Source organism: Micromonospora sp. CP22, from assembly GCF_009712475.1.
Classification (GTDB): Bacteria; Actinomycetota; Actinomycetes; order Mycobacteriales; family Micromonosporaceae; genus Micromonospora.
The window spans coordinates 19476-41777 of sequence record NZ_VCJO01000006.1 but is presented as its reverse complement, the minus strand read 5'-3'; the positions used below and the strand labels follow the sequence as shown (position 1 = coordinate 41777).

Sequence of the window (22302 nt, the reverse complement as noted above, 5' to 3'; positions counted from 1 at the left end):
TCCGGCTGATCAGCTCAGCGGCTCGACGCCGGGTGGCAGTTGCGCGGTGGCGGTGGCGGTGTGCACGTAGTCGAGCAGGATGCGCCGCAGTTCACGGCCGGCGTGGGTGGGCACCACGTCGCGGCGGCGGGCCACGGCGATGGTGCGGCGTACGCCGGGCGGGGCGAGTCGGGTGACCCGGATGCCGGGTCGGCGCGCCACCGCGATGCCGGGGACCAGGGCGATGCCCAGCCCGGCCTCGACGAAGCTGAGCACGGCGTCCATCTCTCCACCGTCGACCGACAGGGTCGGCTCGAAGCCGGCGTCCCGGCACGCCTGGAGGGTGGCGTCGCGCAGGTCGTAGCCCTCGCGGAACATCACCAGTGGCTGGTCGCGCAGGTCGGCGACGCGCAGGTCGGCACCGGGGGTGGCGGACGGCACCGGGTCGACCGAGGCGACCACCAGGCTCTCGGTGAGGATCGGGTCGGCGCGCAGTCCGGGGTCGGCGCCCTGGGCCGGCATGATGATCAGCGCCAGGTCGAGGTCGCCGCGGAGCAGGTCACGGACGAGATCCTGGGAGCCACCCTCCTCCACTCGAAGGTCGACGGTGGGGTGGGCGTCACGGAACCGGCGCAGCACCGGCGGGGCCAGCGAGGTGGCCAGGCTGGGGGTGGCGCCGAGGCGTACCCGACCACGGCGCAGGCCGACGAGTTCCTGTACCTCGCGGACGGCGGTGTCGACGTCGGCGAGGATCCGCTTGGCCAGCGGCAGCAGGACCTCCCCCGCCGCGGTGAGGGTGATGTTGCCCCTTACCCGCTCGAACAGGGGCGCACCGAGGGTGTCCTCCAGCGCGTGAATTTGCTTACTCAACGAAGGCTGGGTGATGCCCACGATGTCGGCCGCCTGGGTGAAATGTCGTACTTCGGCAACCGCAACGAAGTACTTCAGCTGATGGAGCTGCATCTACATAGCTTATGGCTATCAAGACTGCGACGTCGATGCATTGGACGACTGATCAAACTGCTCCTAGCGTCGGTCGCGTGGTAGTCACGACAAGAACGCGGTCGCCCATCCGATCCAACGTCGGTCTCAAGGCCGTCATGGCGGTGACGGGCATCCTGCTGGTGCTGTTCCTCATCGCCCACATGCTGGGCAACCTGAAGATCTTCTCGGGTGCGACGTCGTTCGACCACTACGCGCACTGGTTACGCGAACTCGGCGTGCCGCTGCTTCCCGCCAGCGGGTTCCTGTGGGTGCAGCGGGTCGGCCTGGTGACCGCGGCCGTCCTGCACATCTGGGCCGCCACGGTCCTGGCGTTGCGCGCCCGCGCCGCCCGCCCGGTGCGCTACGCCCACCGCAAGAAGGTCCGGGGCAGCTACGCGGCGAGGACCATGCGGTGGGGCGGCGTGATCATCCTGCTCTTCGTGGTCTACCACATCCTCGACCTGACCACCGGCACGCTGAACCCGGTCGGCGACTCCTCCCGGCCGTACGCGAACGTGGTCGCCGACTTCGCCCCGGAGCGTTGGTACGTCACGCTCTTCTACACCCTGGCGGTCGTCACCCTCGGTTTCCACCTGCGGCACGGCGTGTTCAGCGCGCTGCGCAGCCTCGGCCAGCAGACCCCGCGTGGCGAGCAGCGGGCCCGGGTGGTGGCGCTGGTCTTCGCCGTCGCGCTCTGCGCCGGCTACCTCCTGGTCCCGTTCGCCGTACTCACCGGATTGGTGTCCTGACCATGGAACTGTTCATCGAGGGCGACCCGATCGCCGACACCAGGGCGCCCGACGGGCCGATCGAGACCCGCTGGGAGCGTCGCCGCTTCGAGGCGAAGCTGGTCAACCCGGCCAACCGCCGCAAGATGACGGTCATCGTGGTCGGTACCGGACTGGCCGGTGGCTCCGCCGCCGCCACGCTCGCCGAGCAGGGCTACCGGGTCAAGTCGTACTGCTACCAGGACAGCCCCCGCCGGGCGCACTCGATCGCCGCGCAGGGCGGCATCAACGCCGCGAAGAACTACCGCAACGACGGCGACTCGGTGCACCGGCTCTTCTACGACACCGTCAAGGGCGGCGACTTCCGCTCCCGCGAGTCGAACGTGCACCGGCTGGCCGAGGTCTCGGTCAACATCATCGACCAGTGCGTCGCCCAGGGCGTGCCCTTCGCCCGCGAGTACGGCGGTCTGCTCGACACCCGCTCCTTCGGTGGCGCGCAGGTGCAGCGCACCTTCTACGCCCGGGGCCAGACGGGCCAGCAGTTGCTGCTCGGCGCGTACCAGGCGCTGGAGCGCCAGATCGGCCTGGGCAACGTGGAGATGAACGCCCGGCACGAGATGCTGGAACTGATCGTCGTCGACGGCAAGGCCCGGGGCATCGTGGTCCGGGACATGGTCACCGGTGAGATCACCACGGAGTTCGCCGACGCCGTGGTCCTCGCCTCCGGCGGCTACGGCAACGTCTTCTACCTCTCCACCAACGCCAAGGGCTGCAACGTCACCGCCACCTGGCGGGCCCACCGCAAGGGCGCGTACTTCGCCAACCCCTGCTACACGCAGATCCACCCGACCTGCATCCCGGTCTCCGGCGACCACCAGTCGAAGTTGACCCTGATGAGCGAGTCGCTGCGCAACGACGGTCGGGTCTGGGTGCCGAAGGCCAAGGACGACGACCGCGACCCCCGCGACATCCCGGAAGACGAGCGCGACTACTACCTGGAGCGCATCTACCCGTCCTTCGGCAACCTGGTGCCCCGCGACATCGCCTCCCGCGCCGCGAAGAACGTCTGCGATGAGGGGCGGGGCGTGGGCCCGACGAAGCTGGGGGTCTACCTCGACTTCGCCGACGCCATCGAGCGGCTCGGCCGCAAGGCCATCGAGGCCAAGTACGGCAACCTCTTCGAGATGTACGAGCGGATCACCGGCGAGGACCCGTACGAGGTGCCGATGCGGATCTACCCGGCGGTGCACTACACGATGGGCGGGCTCTGGGTCGACTACGACCTCCAGTCGACCATCCCCGGCCTGTTCGTCATCGGTGAGGCGAACTTCTCCGACCACGGCGCGAACCGGCTCGGCGCCTCGGCGCTGATGCAGGGCCTGGCCGACGGGTACTTCGTGCTGCCCAACACGCTCGCCAACTACCTCGCCGCCGGTCCGTTCGAGAAGGTCGACGCCACCCACCCGGCGGCCGTCGAGGCCCGTCGTGACGTGGAGGACCGCATCCAGCGGCTGCTCGCGGTCGACGGGGACCGGACGGTGGACTCGTTCCACCGCGAACTGGGCCAGATCATGTGGGAACACTGCGGCATGGAGCGCTCCGAGGCCGGACTGCGCAAGGCCATCGACGAGATCCGCGCCCTGCGGGACCAGTTCTGGCAGCGGGTACGGGTCCCGGGCAACGGTGAGGGGCTCAACCAGTCGCTGGAGAAGGCCGGCCGGGTCGCCGACTTCTTCGAACTGGCCGAGCTGATGTGCATTGACGCCCTGCACCGGGAGGAGTCCTGCGGCGGCCACTTCCGCGCCGAGCACCAGACTCCCGAGGGCGAGGCCCAGCGCGACGACGAGCGGTTCGCGTACGTCGCGGCCTGGGAGTTCACCGGCACCGGTGAGCCGTCGGTGTTGCACAAGGAAGACCTGAACTTCGAATACGTCCACCCCACGCAGCGGAGCTACAAGTGAATCTGACCCTGCGCATCTGGCGCCAGTCCGGCCCCCAGGACAAGGGTCGGATGGTGACCTACCAGGTCGAAGACGTCTCCCCGGACATGTCGTTCCTGGAGATGCTCGACGTGCTCAACGAGCGGCTCATCCTCGCCGGAGAGGAGCCGATCGCCTTCGACCACGACTGCCGCGAGGGCATCTGCGGCATGTGCGGCCTCATGATCAACGGGGAGGCGCACGGCCCGCAGCGCGGCACCACCGCCTGCCAGCTGCACATGCGGCAGTTCTCCGACGGCGACACCATCTCCATCGAGCCGTGGCGGGCCCGTGCCTTCCCGGTCGTCAAGGACCTGGTGGTCAACCGCAACGCCTTCGACAAGATCATCGCTGCCGGCGGGTACGTCACCGCACCCACCGGCAGCGCGCCGGAGGCACACTCCGTACCGGTGGCCAAGGCCGACGCCGACGCCGCCTTCGAGTCCGCCGCCTGCATCGGCTGCGGCGCCTGCGTGGCGGCCTGCCCGAACGGGTCCGGCATGCTGTTCACCGCGGCCAAGGTCACCCAGCTCTCGCTGCTGCCGCAGGGCCAGCCGGAGCGCTACACCCGGGTGCTCGGCATGGTCGAGGCGCACGACGAGGCCGGCTTCGGTGGCTGCACCAACGCCGGCGAGTGCACGGTGGTCTGCCCGAAGGGTATCCCGTTGACCACCATCGGCCGGCTCAACCGCGATTACCTGGCGGCGACCACCCGACGCGCCGACACCCCCGGCACCTGAGCGCCCCCTCGCGCCCGTGCGACGGCCGCCTCGCCCGGAACGGGCGCGGCGGCCGTTCGCGCTGATCCCTCCGATCACCGGCTCGACCGATTCAAGCGGTCCGTGACGGGTAGCAGTCCAGCTACGGGACGGCGGCGAGAGGGAGCGGACATGCGGGCACTGACCTGGCAGGGCAAGCGGGACGTGCGGGTCGAGGAGGTGCCCGATCCGAGAATCGAGGACCCGACAGACGCGATCGTACGGATCACCTCCACCGCCATCTGCGGCTCCGACCTGCACCTGTACGAGGTCCTGGGGCCCTACCTCAAGCCGGGTGACATCCTCGGCCACGAACCGATGGGAATCGTCGAGGAGGTCGGCCCCGGGGTCACCCGACTCAAGCCCGGCGACCGGGTGGTGGTGCCGTTCAACATCGCCTGCGGGTCCTGCTGGATGTGCCAGCGGCAGCTCTACGCCCAGTGCGAGACCACCCAGGTAACCGCCGAGGGCAAGGGTGCCGCGCTGTTCGGCTACACCTCCCTCTACGGCGCGGTGCCCGGCGGACAGGCCCAGTTCCTCCGCGTCCCGCACGCCGAGTTCGGCCCGATCAAGGTGCCCACCGAGGGCCCGGACGAGCGGTGGCTCTACCTCTCCGACATCCTCCCGACCGCCTGGCAGGCGGTGCGGTACGCCGACACTCCGCGCGGCGGCACCCTGGCGGTCTTCGGGCTGGGACCGGTGGGCCAGTTCTGCGCCCGGATCGGCCGACACCTGGGCGCGGACCGGGTGATCGGCCTCGACCTGGTGCCGGAGCGGCTGGAGATGGCCCGGCGGCACGGCGTGGAGGTGCTCGACATCTCCCAACTCGACGACGTGCCGGGCACGTTGATCGACCTGGTGGACGGGCGTGGGCCGGACGCGGTGATCGACGCGGTCGGCATGGAGTCGCACGGCGCGCCGCTGGGCAAGCTCGGCCAGGCCGCCGCCGGGCTGCTACCGGACGCCCTCGCCCAACCGATGATCGACAAGGTGGGGGTGGATCGGCTGGTCACCCTCAAGGCCGCGCTCAAGGCCGTCCGACGCGGCGGCACCGTCTCCATCTCCGGGGTGTACGGCGGCGAGGTCGACCCGCTGCCGCTGATGGAGATGTTCGACCGGGGCATCCAGCTGCGGATGGGCCAGTGCCACGTGCGGCGCTGGACCGACGAGATCATCCCGCTGCTCACCGACGAGGACCCGCTCGGCGTGACCGACCTGATGACCCACCGGCTGCCGTTGGAGCAGGCGCCGCAGGCGTACGAGATGTTCCAGCAGAAGCAGGACGGCTGCGTGAAGGTCGTCCTCGCCCCGTGACCGACCGCGGGCCCGCTCGCGCCGACCCCGGCGAGCCCGCCCGCCGCGGACCCGTACCGCCCCAGCGACGGCGGGTGATGGACCGGCGGCGGCTAATGTGGACACGGCATCAACCGAGGGGGGACCATGCGGGCGCCGAACGAGCCGACCGGACGGAGCACGGGTTGGCGGATCATCGGGTCGGTGGCGGGCCTGGCCGCGTTGGCCGGGCTCGCCGGGGCGGCCTGGGCCGCACGGAACGTGCCGGCGGCGATGGGTGGCCGACTGGCCGGTGACCGCGCCGCACGGGCGGCCCGGTCACCGCAGTTCCGCGACGGCACCTTCCACAACCGGACGGACACCCGCACGATGGTGCCGGTCTCCGACCGCAACCTCTTCCGAGAACTGCTCTTCGGCAAGCAGAAGCGCCGGCCCGCCGCGCCCGTGCCACTGCTGCGACCCACCGCCGAGACCGGCATCGATCCGGAACGCGAGCTGAACGTCGTCTGGTACGGCCACGCCTCCGCCCTGATCGAGATCGAGGGTCGACGGGTGCTGGTCGATCCGATGTGGAGTGACAGGTGCTCCCCCTCGACGGCCGTCGGCCCGCGTCGACTGCACGAACCGCCGGTACGCCTCGACGAACTGCCCCACCTCGACGCGATCCTCATCTCCCACGACCACTACGACCATCTCGACATGGGCACGGTGCGGGAGTTGACCGCCCGCCAGTCGGCGCCGTTCCTGGTGCCGCTCGGCGTCGGGGCCCACCTCGACCGTTGGGGCGTACCGGCGGAGCGGATCATCGAGATGGACTGGTCGCAGACCCACCGGGTGGCCGAACTGGAGATCACCTGCACCGCCGCCCAGCACTTCTCCGGCCGAGGGCTACGCCGCAACGTCACGCTGTGGAGTTCCTGGGTGGTGGCGGGCCGCCACCGTCGGGTCTTCTACACCGGGGACTCCGGCTACTTCGGCGGGTACGCCGAGATCGGCGCGGCACACGGGCCGTTCGACGTGACGCTGATGCAGATCGGCGCGTACGACCGGGCCTGGCCGGGGATCCACATGTTCCCGGAGGAGGCCGTCGCCGCCCACCTGGACCTGCGCGGCGGTCTGTTCGTGCCGGTGCACTGGGCCACGTTCAACCTCGCCATCCACGACTGGTCCGAGCCGGTGGACCGGCTCTGGGCCGAAGCGAAGGCCCGCGACGTGCGGCTGGCCGTGCCGCGCCCCGGCGAGCGGGTGGTGGTCGACGACCCGCCGCCGGTCGACGGCTGGTGGCAGGCCGTCGCCTGACGGCTACCCGGCTCCTGTCACTCGATACCGCGAACCATCACGAACGGCTCGGCTGCGTCGCAGCCGATCACCGTGCCGTAGTGCTCGGCCTGTACCCGCAGTGCTCGGTCGTTGCGCGGATGGGGCCAGTCCCGCCACTCCGAGCGGTAGCACCTGAACGCTTCCAGCTTCCGCTCCAGCGTGTCCGAGATGTCGACGAACCAGTTCGGCTGCCACCAACTCTCCGGCGCCGGAGTCCACTCGGTGCTGGAACTCGGGGCGAAGGTGAGCAGCCTGCGCACCGACTGTCCCGGTACCGGCCGGGTGGCTACCGCGACCGAGTGGAAGACGGTGCGATGGTCGAGGTTGATGTCGGCCTGCACGCAGTAGACGGTGTCCGGCTGGAACTCGGCCACCTGCCGCTCGACCACCCGATTCACGTCCACGTGCGGCAGCGTATCCAGCCGCATGTCAGGCAGGTCGTGGTGCACGTAGTCGCTGACGCCGAGGGTTTCAGCCGCCTTCCGTGCCTCCTGCTGTTTCTGCCGCAGGATCTCGAGGTCGCCTGCGTACTGGGTGGACGATCCGTCGGTGACGCAGCAGATGCGTACGGCGTCACCAGCATCGGCGTGCCGTGCGATGGTGCCGCCCATGCCCAGGATCTCGTCGTCGGGGTGGGCGGCGAAGATGAGGATCCGTCGCGCGCTCATCCGAGCACCGCCCCGACGTCGAGCAGGTCGCGCAACTCGTCTCCGCTGGCCGGCGGGCGGTCGTCGACCGACGCCTCACGGATCAGCAGGGCACCAGCGCCTGCCGCGACCAGCACCCCGTCAGGGCGATGCGCCAGGACCGTACCCGCAGGTGCCCGGTGCCCGGTGGACTCCGGCCGGGCAGCCCAGATCACCAACCGACGGTCCCCGAGCCAGGTGAAGGCACCCGGGTAGGGGTGGGTCTGCGCACGCACCCAGACATCGAGATACTCCGCGCGGGTCTCCCAGTCGATCAGGCCGTCGGCCGGGGTGCGCTTGGGCCAGTGACTTGCCCGCTTCGGATCCTGCGGAAGCCGTGGGTGGGTGCCCGACGCGATCAGCGGAAAGTACTCGCGCACCAACTCGACGTGTGCCGTCGCGCACTTGGCGTACAGGGTTGTCGCAGTCTCGTCGGCAGCGATGTCGACCTGCGCCTGTCCGACGATGGCCCCGGAGTCGGCGGTGGCGTCGGGGATCTCGAAGAGCGTCACTCCGGTGCGGGCCAGCCCGGTCAGGATCGCCCAGGGGATCGGGGCACGACCCCGGTGCCGGGGAAGCAGGGTCGGGTGCATCCCGAAGGTGCCGCGACGCGGGATCGCGAGTAGCTCCTCCCGGAGCAACTGCGACCAGCCGACCACCCAGAGGGTGTCCGGAGCCAGCCGGCGTACGGCGGCGACGCAGTCCGGGTCGTTGACGTTGCGGGCCTCGATCAGCTCCGCGCCGAACCGATCGGCCACATCATCGAAGCAGCACATGCCCGAGACTTCCGGACGGACCGGACCCGCAAGCGTCACGATGCCCGCCACCTCGGCCCCCACCTCGGCGGCAGCTTCCAGACAGGCTCTGCCTATGGTGTCGAAACTGACCCATACCAAGCGCTTGCTCATCGGCACCCCTTCGTCTCAGCCGGCTCATCCGCCACAGCACCCTCAGCCGCTTTCGCGCATCTTAGGAGCTTTTCAGGGGCTAAGACGGACAAATCGCGGAGGAGGCCATTTCGGCCAATGCAGCTCAGAGGACGAAGGCGTCGGTCCAGAGGGCGCCGGACCGACCGGAGAGCGAGTCCAGCATCGCCACCGCCTGACTGTCGGTCAGTTGGGCGACGAAGTCCACGATGGCCCGACCGCGCGCCTTGCCGATCCGGTCCGGGGTACGCGGGTGCAGTTCCGCCTCGGCCAACTCCACCAGGTCGTGCAGTCGGCGCGGCAGCCGGGACTCCTCCTCCGGGTCGAGCAGCCACTCCCGCAACGCCTCGACCAGGGTGTCCAGCAGCCGGGCCTGCCCGCGTTGGTGCAGCGCCAGGTCGGGGCGGGCCAGCACGAACCGGTGGTGCACGAACTTGAGCACCTGCACCTCGTGCCACTGGGCCGGGGCCAGCAACACGTGCCCGGAGCGTACGGCGGGCTGCTCGACGACGGTGATCGCGTCCACGAAGCGGGTGGTCCACCGGGCGGAGAAGCGGGCGATGTACTGTTCCGCCTCGATCGAGCCGTCGAACGGTGTCGCGAGCAGCCCTTCGACCAGTTCCTCCCGGACGTGTTCGACGGCGGCGGCGAACGCCTCGTCATCGGCGATCCAGGCGTCCTTGTGGTGCAGTTGGCGGCGTAGCCGCTCGATCGACGAACCGGGCCGGCGCGCCGAGGTGGCCAGCGCGGAGTCGGTGACCCCCCGCAGCTGACCGCCCTCACGCTGCCAGGCCATCAGCTCGGCGGCCACCGCGCCCTGCTGGAGCACGCCGACCCGGTAGAAGTCCTCCACGTCGTGGATGGCGTAGGCGATGTCGTCGGCGGTGTCCATCACCGACGCCTCGACGGTCTGCTGCCACTCGGCGATCCGGCCGGCGAACGGTGCCCGCGCCTGCCGCAGGTCGTCCAGCTCCGTGCGGTACGCCCCGAACTTCGCCGAGCCGCTGCCCGGATCGTCCGGCGGCGGCGTCGCCCCACGCGGCGGCGGATCCATCAGGCGCGGATGCGGATCGGGATGGTCGAGCCGGGTCCAGGGGTACTTCAGCATCGCCGCCCGCACCGCCGCGGTCAGGTCCAGGCCGGTGGTCGCCGCGCCACGGATCTCGGTCGAGGTGACGATCCGGTACGACTGGGCGTTGCCCTCGAAACCGTCGGTCAGGCCGAGCCGGTGCCGGGCCAGCCGGTCCAGCACCCGCTCCCCCAGGTGCCCGAAGGGCGGGTGGCCGAGGTCGTGGGCGAGCGCGGCGGCCTCCACCACGTCCGGGTCGCAGCCACCCAGCTTCTCCACCAGGTCGCGTTGGTCCTCGTCGGCGGTGATCCGCTCGGCGATCGCCCGCGCCACCTGCGCCACCTTGAGGCTGTGGGTGAGCCGGTTGTGCACCAGCAGCCCCGTCCCGCCCGGACTGACCACCTGAGTGACGCCGCCGAGCCGGGTGAAGAACGGCGAGCCGACGATCCGGTCCCGGTCGGCGCGGAACGGGCTGACCGCCAGGTCGCCGAGGGCCCGCGCGCTGCCGCCGAAGAGTCGGCGCGCCCGGGGGGCCACAGGTGGTTCCATGATCGCCACGGTAGCCCGGCAGAATGCACCACGGAACCCAGACCCGAAGGCGGAGCGACATCGTGACCCTCTCTGTTCATCAGCGGATCGCCGAGGAACTCGGCGTCGCCGAGCGCCAGGTACGCGCGGCCGTGGAACTGCTCGACGGTGGTGCCACCGTCCCGTTCATCGCGCGTTACCGGAAGGAGGCCACCGGCCTGCTCGACGACACCCAGCTGCGCACCCTGGAGGAGCGCCTGCGGTACCTGCGTGAGCTGGACGAACGGCGCGCGGCGGTGCTGGAGTCCATCCGCTCCCAGGGCAAACTCGACGAGGCGCTGGAAGCACAGATCATGGCGGCCGACTCGAAGTCCCGCCTGGAGGACATCTACCTGCCGTACAAGCCGAAGCGGCGGACCCGGGCACAGATCGCCCGCGAGGCCGGGCTGGAGCCGCTGGCCGACACGCTGCTCGGCGACCCGACGCAGGACCCTCGCACGGTCGCGGCGACCTTCGTCGACGCGGACAAGGGCGTGGCCGACGCCGCCGCCGCGCTCGACGGGGCACGGGCCATCCTGATCGAGCGGTTCGCCGAGGACGCCGACCTGATCGGCACGCTGCGCGAGCAGATGTGGTCGCGGGGCCGGCTGGTGTCCCGGGTACGCGAAGGGCAGGAGAGCGCCGGGGCGAAGTTCGCCGACTACTTCGACTTCGCCGAGCCGTACCCGAAGCTGCCCTCGCACCGCATCCTGGCCATGTTCCGGGGCGAGAAGGAGGGCGTACTCGACCTCACCATGGATCCGGAGGCCGACGGTGACGTCGACGCGGCGGTGACCGGGCCGAGCCGCTACGAGGCCGCCGTCGCCGGCCGGTTCGGCATCAGCGACCAGGGACGGCCCGCCGACCGGTGGCTCGCCGACACGGTGCGCTGGGCGTGGCGTACCCGCATCCTCATCCACCTCGGCGCGGACCTGCGGATGCGGCTGTGGCAGGCCGCCGAGGAGGAGGCCGTGCGGGTCTTCGCCACCAACCTGCGGGACCTGCTGCTGGCCGCACCGGCCGGTGCCCGGCCCACGATGGGGCTGGATCCGGGTCTGCGGACCGGGGTGAAGGTGGCCGTCGTGGACGCCACCGGCAAGGTGGTCGCCACGGACACGATCTACCCGCACGAGCCGCGCCGACAGTGGGACGCCTCGCTGCACACCCTCGCCACGCTCGCCGCGGCGCACGGGGTCGAGCTGGTCGCCATCGGCAACGGCACCGCCAGCCGGGAGACCGACAAGTTGGCCGGTGACCTGATCAAGAAGCACCCGGAGCTGAAGCTGACCAAGGTGGTGGTCTCGGAGGCGGGCGCGTCGGTCTACTCCGCCTCGGCGTACGCCGCCCAGGAACTGCCCGGCCTGGACGTGTCGCTGCGCGGCGCGGTCTCCATCGCCCGCCGCCTCCAGGACCCGCTCGCGGAGCTAGTCAAGATCGACCCACGCTCCATCGGTGTCGGGCAGTACCAGCACGACCTGTCCGAGGTGAAGCTGTCCCGTTCGCTGGACGCCGTGGTGGAGGACTGCGTCAACGGCGTCGGCGTGGACGTCAACACCGCCTCCGCGCCGCTGCTGACCCGGGTCTCCGGCATCGGGGCCGGGTTGGCCGAGAACATCGTGCTGCACCGGGACGCCAACGGCCCGTTCCGCACCCGAGCCGACCTGAAGAAGGTGGCCCGGCTCGGCCCGAAGGCGTTCGAGCAGTGCGCCGGCTTCCTGCGCATCCCGGACGGTGACGACCCGCTGGACTCCTCCAGCGTGCACCCGGAGGCGTACCCGGTGGTGCGCCGGATCCTGGCCAGCACCGGTCAGGACCTGCGCTCGATCATCGGTAAGAGCGCCCTCCTGCGCGGGCTGCGCGCGACCGACTTCGTCGACGACACGTTCGGCCTGCCCACCGTCACCGACATCATCGCCGAGTTGGAGAAGCCGGGCCGCGACCCACGGCCGGAGTTCAAGACGGCGACCTTCGTCGAGGGTGTGGAGAAGATCAGCGACCTGACGCCCGGGATGATCCTGGAGGGTGTCGTCACCAACGTCGCCGCGTTCGGGGCGTTCGTCGACGTCGGGGTGCACCAGGACGGCCTGGTGCACGTGTCGGCGATGTCGCGCACCTTCGTGAAGGACCCGCGCGACGTGGTCAAGTCCGGTGACGTGGTGAAGGTCAAGGTGCTGGATGTCGACGTGCCGCGCAAGCGGATCTCGCTGACCCTGCGCCTGGAGGACGACGCCGACACCGGACGCGGCGACGGCGGTCGGCGCGAGCGCAACAGCGATCGTGCTGGTCAGCGGGGCGACGGGGGACGCCGATCCCAGAGCGGCACCGGCGGTCGCGGTGGGTCGGGCGGCCGACGCGACGGGCAGCCGCGTCAGGGGCGGGGCGGGGAAACCGCGCCGGCGAACGGTGCGATGGCAGACGCGCTACGCCGCGCCGGCCTCGCCTGAGTCAGTCATCGCCGACGGGCGGTCCGGCGAACGCGCCGGCGGCGGTGCGGTAGCCGGACCTGCCTCCGGCAGCGGCTCGACAAAGGAGCAACACATGAGACAGGACGACTCGGCGTGGCGGGAACAACAACGCCACGCGGTACGGGCGCACGCCGAGGCCGAGGCACGACGGCGGGCGGCTGAGCATGCCGAGGCTGCCGAGCTGGTGGCCGGGTTCGTCACCGAGGCGCTCCGGCGCGGTTTGCGCAGCAGTCGGCTCGTCGTCCGCTCCTACGACGGGCGTGCCCGCTACCGCACCCCGCTCACCGGCTGGTACGTCGATCAGGCCCGCCTCCGCGCGATCGACACGTCAGGACGGTTCTACCTGTTGTCTGTGCCGGCCAGTCTGCGCGCACGGTTGTTCGGTGCCGTGCCCGAGCCGTCTCCGGCGCCGTTGGTCATCGGGCGGGGCGGTCGCGACGGAGAGTCGGTGCCGCTGCGTGACCTGCTCGACCGACGCCTCGAAGCCGGTAACAGCTGGACGTGATCGGCGGAGTGGGCTATTCACATTGCAGACGTGAAGGACAATATAAGTCGCATTAGGGCAATACTCCCGACCAGCTAGGTCGTTGACCCCTCCGTAGACAGATCGGGACGGACGGGGACCGAAGATGGCGGTACGCGAACACGACACCAGCCGACGGTCGGGAGAGGCGACGGATCGCGTCCTGCTATCGCCGCCGGACGTCGGGCCGTTGGAGGAGTCGTACCTGCTGAGTGCGCTGCGCTCCGGATGGGTCGCGCCGGTCGGCCCGGATCTGGATGCCTTCGAACGCGAGGTCGCGGCACGGGTGGACCGTCGGCATGCGGTCGCCCTGGCCTCCGGCACCGCCGGACTACACCTGGCTCTTGTCGCCCTCGGCACGCGGCCCGGCGATGTCGTGGTGGTGCCGACACTGACCTTCATCGCCACCGCCAATGCGGTCGTCTACACCGGAGCAGAACCAGTCTTCGTCGATTGCGAGCCGGAGTCGGGAAACCTTGATCCGGCTCTGCTCGACCAGGCGCTGAGCGAGCTACGCTCCGCGAACCGTCGGGTGGCCGCGGTGCTGCCGGTGGACATGTTCGGATCCTGCGCCGACTATCGGCGCATCCTGTCCGTCTGCACGGCGGCCGGAGTGCCGGTGGTCGAGGACGCCGCGGAGGCGCTCGGCGCCGTTCGTGACGGACAGCCGGCCGGTTCCTTCGGCCGCGCCGCCGTGCTGTCGTTCAACGGCAACAAGATCATCACCACCTCGGGTGGTGGCATGCTGGTCTCGGACGACGCCGAACTGGTCGCCAGGTGCCGTTACCTCAGCACCCAGGCCCGGCAACCCGTGCCGCACTACGAGCATGTCGAGCTCGGTTACAACTACCGGCTGAGCAACCTGCTGGCCGCCCTCGGGCGTGCGCAGCTACGCCGGCTCGACGGCATGCTGGCCAGACGCCGGGCCCACCGCGAGCGGTACGCGAAGCTCTTCGCCGCCGTACCGGGTGTTCGGCTGCTCGGCGACGGTGACGCCGGATCCAACTGCTGGTTGACCAGCATCGTCGTCGATCCCGAGGTGGCGGGATGGCGTGCCGCCGATCTCGCGCGCCACCTGGACGCGTTGGGCATCGAGACTCGCCCGATCTGGAAACCGATGCACTTGCAGCCGGTGTTCGCCGGTGCTCGTGGCGTCCTGTCCGGCGTCGCCGAGAGCCTCTTCACTGACGGGCTCACTCTGCCCAGCGGCTCCGCGATGAGCGAACGTCAGGCCGCGCGGGTGTCCACGGCGATCGGCGACTTCCTCGACCGCCGATGAGGAGCGCCGGCCGAACCCAAGGTGTGCAGCGATGAGGCTTGAGATCTGGAACGCCCGCGACCCGCAGGACGAGGCGCGTTGGCTGCGGGCGTACGAGGCATGGGCGAACCGGGAGGTGTGCGCCCACCCGCGCTATGTGCGGCTCTTCGCCGACGAGCGGGAGGAACCCCTCGCGGCATACGTTCGCACCCGTAGCGGATTCGTGCTCTACCCGTTTCTGCTGCGTCCGGTCGACGCCCCACACCTACAGGCGGCCGGACCACCGGTGTTCGATCTCGCCAGCCCCTACGGCAGTAGCAGTGGCGGAGCGTTCCAGCAGGGTGTCGACAGTGTCGAGGCGAAGGAGTTCTGGCTCGCCTTCGATGACTTCTGCCGATCCCGCCGGGTGGTCAGCGAGTTCTGCCGGCTACATGTCTTCCCCGAGCAACGGTTGCCCTACCCGGGCAAGATCCAGCCACGGCTGGTCAACGTGGTACGCGATCTCGACACCCCGCCCGAACAGATGTGGCGGGAGTTCGAGCACAAGGTCCGCAAGAACGTGAACAAGGCACGGCGAAACGGGGTCACCGTCGAGGTCGACGTGACCGGCGAACGACTGGCCGACTTCCTTCGGATCTATCACGCGACGATGCAACGGCGGGGAGCCAGCGAGACCTACCACTTCCCGCCGGAGTTCTTCCAGGTGTTGCTGCGGGATCTGCCCGGCGGTGCGGTCCTCTTCCATGCCTTACACAGCGGCCGGGTGGTGTCGACCGAACTCGTCCTCCTCTCCGCGCAAAACATGTACTCCTTTCTCGGCGGCACCGATGAGGAGGCGTTCGACCTACGCCCCAACGACCTTCTGAAGTACGAGATCTTTCAGTGGGGTCGACAGCACGGCCATCAGCGATTCCTGCTTGGCGGCGGGTACGCCCCGAACGATGGCATCTTTCGCTACAAGCGGGCCTTCGCCCCGCACAACCTGCTCACCTACTCGACCGGCACCAGGGTGCTCGACCCTGCGCGCTATGCGGCGCTGACCAGCGCCCACCAGGTGGAGGGACGGCGACGGGACCCGGCATGGCGTCCGGATCCCGCGTTCTTTCCGGAGTACCGGCAGCCCCTCCCGGCAAATACGAAATAGGCCATGAATCGGCTGCTTTCCTGATATGAACCGTACGAAGTCAAGGTCGATCGCCTAAGGCGAGGTCATGTCGAAAACCGCACAACTACGCGTGAAGCGCGTACTGGACATCGCGCTCGCGCTGGTCGTCCTGGTCCTGTCCGCACCGGTCATGGCGGTCGCCGCCCTGTGCGTAAGGCTCCAATTGGGTGCCCCGGTTTTTTTCGTGCAGGAACGCACCGGCCGGGGGCAACGCCCGTTCCGCATCATCAAGCTACGCACCATGTCCGACGAGCGTGACAGCGATGGCAACCTGCTCGCCGACGGGATCCGCTGCCGTGGCGTCGGCCGTCTGCTGCGCCGACTCAGCATCGATGAGCTACCCCAGCTGGTGAACGTCGTTCGTGGTGATCTCAGCCTGGTCGGTCCACGCCCGTTGCTACCCCGCTACGACGACTGGTATCGGCAACGGGAACGACGCCGGTTCGACGTCCGGCCGGGCATCACCGGGCTGGCTCAGATCAGTGGACGCAACAGCCTTCCCTGGGACGACCGCCTGGAACTCGACGTGCGATACGTCGAGAACTGGAGCCTCGGGCTGGACCTACGCATCCTCGCCGCCACCGTCAAGAAGGTCTTCAGCGGCAGCGGCGTGGCGGTCGATCCGGCCGCCGAGATGCTCGACCTGGACCGGGAACGGCAGTTGTCATGCATATCGTCCTGACCGAGCCCCAGATCGAGACGATCGACGATCCCGGCGATCCCGCCCTCGGCGCTGCGGCTGAACTGCTGGCCAGCTCGGTCCCGCAAACCTGTGCCGGCCTGGTGGCCTACCACGCCGACGGCTATCGACGGTTCCTGGCCGCAGCCATCACTCCCCCGCCGGCCGCCCGTACGCTGATCCTGCGCGCTGTGCGTGGTCGGGTGGGTATTCGGGCCGTGGCCGACTGGCGTCTCCTGCCCGGAGGGTTGCTTCTCAACGGGGTGGCGGTCCGCGAATCGGAGCGCGGGAGAGGCCTGGGGGCCAGCCTCCTGGATGACGGACGACGACTCGCCGAGCGGCTGGGGCGCCGGACTCTTCTGCTGGACGTCTCGACGGACAATCCCGCAGCCCGCCGGCTGTACGTGCGGCACGGCTTCGTCGACATCTCCCAGTGCCGCTGGCGTGCGGTACCCCTCGCGGATCCTGACGCGTCAGCCGCCGTCCAGGTGGTGAACTGGCCGACCTTCCAGGTGCACCGGGAGGCGTACGGTTTCGGGGATCTCACCGTCCGGCTGGGCGAGCGCCAGTTCGAGGTCCGAACGGTCGGTACGGCGCTGCGTGTCCCGGCCGAGTCCGACGCCGGGCGGTTGGCCGCCGGAATCGCCCGGCTCCTACCAGTCGAGCGGTGTTTCACGGTGGACACCCTGGAGCCCACCGCGGTGGCGCTCTCGCCGCGTTCCGCGCCAGCTCTGGCCGCGTTCACCCGCATGCGCGTCGAGTTGCCGGACCCGTCCAGACGATGACCAAACCCCAGACCGTCGTGGACGGTCCGTCCGGCACCCGAGGTCCGTCCCCGCGCCCGGCCGCCCGACTGTCGTCGCTGGCAACGGCCGGGAATCTGGTCCTGGCGCAACTAGCCGTCGGCTTCGCCAGTCTCGCCATCAACGCGATGGCCGCCCGGTCGATGGGGCCGGCCGGTCGGGGCAATCTGGCCCTGCTGTTACAGGTGGCCTACCTGGCGAACATGCTCGCCATCGCGGGCACGGACCGCTCCTATCCGGCGACCGTTCCGCTCGGCCGCGGCGTACGCAACACCTCCATCGACATGTTGCGCCTCGTCAGTCCCTCCGCCGTCGTCGTCATCGTGATGGCCACGCCGATCGTGTACGCCATCGGTTCCGACACGCCCACCGGTGGTCTGCTGGCCGTCACCGGTTTCCTGGTCAGCGCGATCGTGCTGGTGGTCACGGCGTCGCTGCGGACCGGGGCTGCCGCGGCGGGAGTCGTCCGGCCGTACCTGATCGCCACAGTCGTCGGTCAGCTGACCTTGGTCGCGGCGGCGGTGGTGCTCACCGCCGTCGGGGTCGACTCGCCAAACCTCTGGCTGCTGGTGTACGGGGTGGCCCTCGGCGCGGGACCAGCGGCCGCGTGGGTGTCGATGCGGCGTGACCGGGGCCTTCCGGAGCAGCCGCACAGCCTTGTCCCGGCCCGCCGCCTCGGCTTACGGCTGCTTCCGGCGGCCGTGGCGGGCATGGTGATGCTCCGTGCCGACCGGCTGCTGCTGCCCTGGCTGGGCAGCTACGAGCAACTCGGCCTGTACATCATCGTCGCCACCGTGGCGGAGTTCGCCATCTGGCCGGTGCAGAGCTGGGTCGACGCACAGTCGCCGCGTTGGCACCAGCGATTCCTCTCCGGCGACCTGCGCCGTACCGGGCCACTACTGGCGGCGGCGGCCTACGGTCTGGTCGCCGGCTGTGCCCTGCTGCTGGTTGGGCGCCCACTCGTTGTGCCGGTATTCGGCACCGAGTACCAGGATTCCGTGGCGCTGCTCGTGCCGCTCGCCATCGGCGTCGTCTGTTACAGCGTCAGCCGGGTGGCGATCGGCCTTGGCGTGGCCGCAGGCCGGGCCCGGGGCGCGCTCGCCGCCGACATTCCGGCGATGGTGGTGGCTCTCATCGCCTACTTCGTCCTGATCCCCCGGTACGGCGCGTTGGGCGCAGCCACCGGCTCGGCGATCGCGTACGGCGTCGGGGCGCTTCTGGCGCTGCTGCTGGCTGGGTGGCTCCCCCGCAGGGCGTCTGACGACCAGGAAGCGTCTCTCGACTCGACGGACGCTGTTCAGCACGGAAGAAGGTTGACCACGTGACACAACAGGTCGCACAGCTACTTCCAGTGCGGCACCGGTTCGACACCGGTCCGCACGGCGTGCCCGTCCGCGCCGACCACCGGCCGAGACTCAGCCCCGGGCTACTCGAAGGCTCTGCCTGGCTGGCCCTCGCCGTGATCGTCACCGCGACCGCCGCCGTCTCCGCCAGCGGGGACTACCGCAGGGCGAACGCGCTGCTCGGCATCTGCTGCTGCCTACTCGGAATCCGGATCTTCGTCGGCCACGGCGGCCACCGCCTGACCACGGTCAGCATCTTCGGCTTCGCCTTCGCGATCTTCTTCGGGGTCGGCGGGGTGTACCACGCGATATTGACGTTGGACTTCATCCAACCCTGGCTCTGGCAGTCGCTGCTGTTCGGCTTCGTGGCGCAGGTAATCCTCTTCTTCGGGTTCTGGAACCGACGCACCACCCACGAGGACGACTCCGCCGGGCTCCTCGACTTCTCCCCCGGCACCCGTTTCGGCGTCGCCGCTGCCGGTATGGCAGTACTGCTCGCGGCAGTGGCGGCGACGGCCGGTGGAACAACCTCCGAGCAGCTACAGAACCTCATTCTGGGTGCCGCGTTCGCAGCGGTCACCCTGACCGCCGCCGCGCTGGTGCTCGACCCGAACGCGAAGGCATTGTCCTGGCGCACTCTCTACATAGGCGCGCAGTTCGTTGTCTTCGTGCAATACGTGCACGGAGGGACCGGCCGACTCGTCGTGGCCACGCTCGGCCTCACCATCGCCGCGCTCTACGCGATCCGGTTTCGGACCCGGGCGATCAAGATCGGCATCGTGCTGACCACCGCCCCCGTCCTGTACTGGATGGCCCGGGAACGGCTCTCGTACCTGGACAGGCTGGCTGTCGACGGCTCGTACGGCCGCACCGGTCTCGAGTCGGCCGTCCGTCCACCTCACGCCTTCGCCGAACTGCTCTACCACTATCAGACGTACGGTTTCGAAGTAGCCGGTGGCCGCACCTTCTTCAGCATTCCCGCGTTGCTCATCCCAGAGTCGATCTGGGCGGACAAACCCATCGCCCTCGGCTACGAGTTGGCACGTATCACCGCCCCGGAGCGGATGGGCACCGGCTACTCGGACGCGAGTTCGATGCTCGGCGAATGGTTCTTCAACTTCGGGTACCCCGGGTTGGTGGCGATGCTGCTGGTGGTAGGGATCGCGGTGCGGCTCCTCGACCGGCAGATGTCCACGATGCTGCGGATACGGCTCGGGCCGGCTCGCCTGCTGGGAATCGTTGCGGCGGTCATCATCAGCGCGGGAATCCCCGACCTGCTGTGGTCGGGAACCCACACCTACGGCGCCCGGGCACTGCTTCGACTTCCGGTGATCCTGCTGCTGGTGGTGGTGGTTTCAGTGCTGGCAGCCGGAGCTGGCGGCACCCACCGATACCCCGGGTCGGCCCGAACTGTGCCGCTGACAACGCCAGGACGACGACATGGCGCCACGCATAGGGCGCAGCCGCACGCACGAGCTGCCGCCTGGAATGCCAACCCTTGGCGCTCACCGTTCGACAGAGGATCTACACGATGACACGACCGACGCCGATTTCCGCGAGCCTGTGGAACACGCCCAGCGTCCAAAGCGCATCACCACCCGTCGCCCCTCGTCGACCAGGACCTCCGCACGCTGGCGGCCAGGAAGGGTCGGGTAGCAGGTTCCGCGGCGACATCGAAGGACTCCGGGCTGTCGCAGTACTGGCCGTGCTCCTCTGGCACGGAGGGCTCAGCGCCGTTTCTGGCGGCTTCGTCGGAGTCGACGTCTTCTTCGTCATCTCCGGCTTCCTCATCACCCGGCTGATCGTGAAAGAGATCGAGGAGACCGGGCGGCTCTCCCTGACCGGCTTCTACGGTCGCCGGGCGAAGCGGCTGCTACCGGGCGCTGCGGTCGTACTCGTCACCACCCTCGTGCTGAGCTACGTCTTCCTGCCCCGGATCCGGTGGGCGGAGACCGGCTGGGACGTGGTCGCCAGCGGCTTGTACGCGGTGAACTGGCGCCTTGCCGAACGGTCGGTCGACTATCTGGCGTCAGACCAGGCGCCGAGCGTGGTGCAGCACTTCTGGTCATTGGCTGTCGAGGAGCAGTTCTATCTCCTCTGGCCGCCTCTGGTACTGCTCGCCGTACTGCTCTCCCACCGCCTTCGTGGTCCGGGCCGGAGCGTGCGGACTCCCCTGTTCGTCTGCATGGCGCTGATCGCCGTACCGTCGCTGCTCTGGTCCATCCACCTGAGCACCGCCGATCCGGGGCGCGCCTACTTTCACAGCACCACCCGGGCCTGGGAACTGGCGATCGGCGCCGGGTTGGCCATCGGCGCGGGAAGTCTGGTCCGCCTACCCCGCGTAGTGGCCGGCGCGTTGGGCTGGGCCGGTCTGGCCGCCGTCCTGACAGCGCTGTTCGTCATCGATCAGAGCATGCCCTTCCCCGGTTACGCGGCGCTGCTACCGACCCTCGGCACCGCAGCGGTCATCGCGGCCGGGCCAGCGGCGGGACGGTGGGGACCGGCGCTCGCCCTCGGCATCGCACCGATGCGGGCCATCGGAGCCCTCTCCTACTCGCTGTATCTCTGGCACTGGCCGCTTCTGATCATCGCCGAGAGCGCCCTGGGCGAGTTGGAACTCGCCCAGTCCCTGGCGGTCGTCGCCTGCTCCGCCGTTCCGGCCTATCTCACGTACCGATTCGTCGAGAATCCGTTCCGCTTCGCCGACCTGCTCCAGTACTCGCCGGGACATGCGATCAAACTGGGCCTGCTCTGCACCGCCGTCCCGGTGATCGCCGGGCTGCTCTTCCAGTTCACCGTCTGGCCGGCACCGTCGGCACGGCCCACCCCCGGGGTCGTCGCCGCTCAGGGACTGGACAGGTCGGCAGACCCGACGGCACCGAAGATCGGCGCGGCCGTGCTGGCGGCGCGGCCACGTGGCGACGACAAGGGCACCGCGGTGAACCGGCCCGGTGACTTCGTACCCGACCCGTTGACCGCCCGGTCGGACCTACCCGCCCTCTACGCGGACGGCTGCCAGGCCAGCGGTACCGACGTGGAACCGCGTACCTGCACCTACGGCAATACCTCAGCCTCGTTCACCATGGCGCTGGTCGGCGACTCGCACGCCGCGCAATGGGCCCCGGCGTTGCAGGCGATCGCGGCCGCTAAGGGCTGGAAGCTCGTCACCTACACCAAGTCCGCCTGCCCGTTCCTCGACGCCGAGGTGCAGAGCGGGCAGAACGCGTACACCTCATGCACGGCCTGGAACAAGGCGGTGCGGGAACGGCTCACCGGTGACCAGCGGCCGGATCTGGTCATCACCAGCAGTTCGAACTACCTGGTCGTCGAGGACGGTCGGGTACTCGGCAGCGACGAGAGCCTGGAGGCCCTCGGTGCGGGCATGCGAGCGACGTGGCGCGCGCTGGGTACGGCCGGCGTACCGACCATGGTGCTCCGCGACACTCCCAACCCTCGGATCGACATCGCCGAGTGCGCCTCCAAGTACCCCGATCGGATGAAGAAGTGCGCGGTCAGCCGCGAGGCTGCGCTCGCCGGCATCGGCGACCAGCAGGCCAGGGCGGCGTCGGACCTGGACAAGGTCACCTTGATCGACCTCAATGACGCCATCTGCCCCACCGACCCGTGCTCGGCGGTGATCGGTGGCGTGCTCGTGTACCGCGACACCAACCACCTGACCGCCACGTACGCCGCGACGCTGGCGCCCCGACTGGCCGACGCCCTGGACCGGGCACTCGACAAGTGACCGTAGTCAGCCTCCGGGCAACTGCCTCACAG

Annotated in this window: 17 protein-coding genes and 1 pseudogene; 14 read left to right on the top strand and 4 right to left on the bottom strand. The window is 69.7% G+C overall.

Going from position 1 to position 22302, the window contains the following annotated elements:
- Window positions 1-9 precede the first annotated feature (9 nt).
- Window positions 10-942 carry a LysR family transcriptional regulator gene (locus tag FF096_RS12865; protein ID WP_155217809.1) on the bottom strand — a complete coding sequence of 311 codons (933 nt, stop codon included), beginning with the start codon at window positions 940-942 and terminating at the stop codon, window positions 10-12.
- 77 nt (window positions 943-1019) lie between these two features.
- On the opposite strand from FF096_RS12865, the gene FF096_RS12860 reads away from it, so the two are divergent.
- The 5 genes from FF096_RS12860 (at window position 1020) to FF096_RS12840 (ending at window position 7020) form a co-directional block, all read left to right on the top strand.
- Entirely contained in the window at window positions 1020-1712 is a 693-nt protein-coding gene (locus FF096_RS12860; protein WP_309223194.1) for a succinate dehydrogenase cytochrome b subunit, read from the top strand.
- Window positions 1713-1714: 2 nt separating this feature from the next.
- A complete protein-coding gene (locus tag FF096_RS12855) occupies window positions 1715-3652 on the top strand; it encodes a fumarate reductase/succinate dehydrogenase flavoprotein subunit (protein WP_155217805.1) in 1938 nt (645 codons plus the stop codon).
- The gene (locus FF096_RS12850; RefSeq protein ID WP_309223193.1) at window positions 3649-4410 is read left to right on the top strand and encodes a succinate dehydrogenase/fumarate reductase iron-sulfur subunit; all 762 of its coding nucleotides are present in this window, start codon (window positions 3649-3651) and stop codon (window positions 4408-4410) included. Before FF096_RS12855 ends, FF096_RS12850 begins: the two co-directional genes overlap by 4 nt.
- A 150-nt stretch (window positions 4411-4560) precedes the next feature.
- Window positions 4561-5742 (top strand): zinc-dependent alcohol dehydrogenase, encoded by a 1182-nt coding sequence (locus FF096_RS12845; RefSeq protein ID WP_155217803.1) that lies wholly within the window; start codon window positions 4561-4563, stop codon window positions 5740-5742.
- Between the two features lie 126 nt (window positions 5743-5868).
- Window positions 5869-7020 (top strand): MBL fold metallo-hydrolase, encoded by a 1152-nt coding sequence (locus tag FF096_RS12840; RefSeq protein WP_155217801.1) that lies wholly within the window; start codon window positions 5869-5871, stop codon window positions 7018-7020.
- Between the two features lie 17 nt (window positions 7021-7037).
- Here FF096_RS12840 and FF096_RS12835 read toward each other — a convergent pair whose 3' ends face one another.
- From FF096_RS12835 to FF096_RS12825, 3 genes are all read right to left on the bottom strand, one after another.
- Complete coding sequence (locus tag FF096_RS12835; protein ID WP_155217799.1) at window positions 7038-7709, bottom strand: PIG-L deacetylase family protein; 672 nt, start codon at window positions 7707-7709, stop codon at window positions 7038-7040.
- Complete coding sequence (locus FF096_RS12830) at window positions 7706-8635, bottom strand: methionyl-tRNA formyltransferase (RefSeq protein WP_155217797.1); 930 nt, start codon at window positions 8633-8635, stop codon at window positions 7706-7708. Before FF096_RS12830 ends, FF096_RS12835 begins: the two co-directional genes overlap by 4 nt.
- Window positions 8636-8759: 124 nt before the next feature.
- Window positions 8760-10271: a deoxyguanosinetriphosphate triphosphohydrolase family protein gene (locus tag FF096_RS12825; protein ID WP_155217795.1), complete on the bottom strand. Its 1512-nt coding sequence runs from the start codon at window positions 10269-10271 to the stop codon at window positions 8760-8762.
- On the opposite strand from FF096_RS12825, the pseudogene FF096_RS12820 reads away from it, so the two are divergent.
- The 9 genes and pseudogenes from FF096_RS12820 to FF096_RS12780 all read left to right on the top strand — a co-directional run bounded on the left by FF096_RS12820 (window position 10270) and on the right by FF096_RS12780 (window position 22270).
- A pseudogene (locus tag FF096_RS12820) lies at window positions 10270-12733 on the top strand (Tex family protein). The gene FF096_RS12825 and the pseudogene FF096_RS12820 overlap by 2 nt on opposite strands.
- Before the next feature lie 94 nt (window positions 12734-12827).
- A complete protein-coding gene (locus tag FF096_RS12815; protein WP_155217791.1) occupies window positions 12828-13259 on the top strand; it encodes a hypothetical protein in 432 nt (143 codons plus the stop codon).
- 124 nt (window positions 13260-13383) lie between these two features.
- Window positions 13384-14556 carry a DegT/DnrJ/EryC1/StrS aminotransferase family protein gene (locus tag FF096_RS12810; RefSeq protein ID WP_155217789.1) on the top strand — a complete coding sequence of 391 codons (1173 nt, stop codon included), beginning with the start codon at window positions 13384-13386 and terminating at the stop codon, window positions 14554-14556.
- A gap of 31 nt (window positions 14557-14587) precedes the next feature.
- Window positions 14588-15679, top strand: coding sequence for a GNAT family N-acetyltransferase (locus tag FF096_RS12805; protein WP_155217787.1), 1092 nt, complete (start codon window positions 14588-14590; stop codon window positions 15677-15679).
- A gap of 67 nt (window positions 15680-15746) precedes the next feature.
- Window positions 15747-16382 carry a sugar transferase gene (locus FF096_RS12800; protein WP_155217785.1) on the top strand — a complete coding sequence of 212 codons (636 nt, stop codon included), beginning with the start codon at window positions 15747-15749 and terminating at the stop codon, window positions 16380-16382.
- Window positions 16367-17164: an N-acetyltransferase gene (locus tag FF096_RS12795; protein ID WP_155217783.1), complete on the top strand. Its 798-nt coding sequence runs from the start codon at window positions 16367-16369 to the stop codon at window positions 17162-17164. Before FF096_RS12800 ends, FF096_RS12795 begins: the two co-directional genes overlap by 16 nt.
- Window positions 17161-18507: a lipopolysaccharide biosynthesis protein gene (locus tag FF096_RS12790; RefSeq protein WP_155217781.1), complete on the top strand. Its 1347-nt coding sequence runs from the start codon at window positions 17161-17163 to the stop codon at window positions 18505-18507. Before FF096_RS12795 ends, FF096_RS12790 begins: the two co-directional genes overlap by 4 nt.
- Complete coding sequence (locus FF096_RS12785) at window positions 18504-20060, top strand: oligosaccharide repeat unit polymerase (protein WP_155217779.1); 1557 nt, start codon at window positions 18504-18506, stop codon at window positions 20058-20060. The genes FF096_RS12790 and FF096_RS12785 overlap by 4 nt, the downstream gene beginning before the upstream one ends.
- Complete coding sequence (locus FF096_RS12780) at window positions 20057-22270, top strand: acyltransferase family protein (protein ID WP_155217777.1); 2214 nt, start codon at window positions 20057-20059, stop codon at window positions 22268-22270. The genes FF096_RS12785 and FF096_RS12780 overlap by 4 nt, the downstream gene beginning before the upstream one ends.
- Window positions 22271-22302 lie beyond the last annotated feature (32 nt).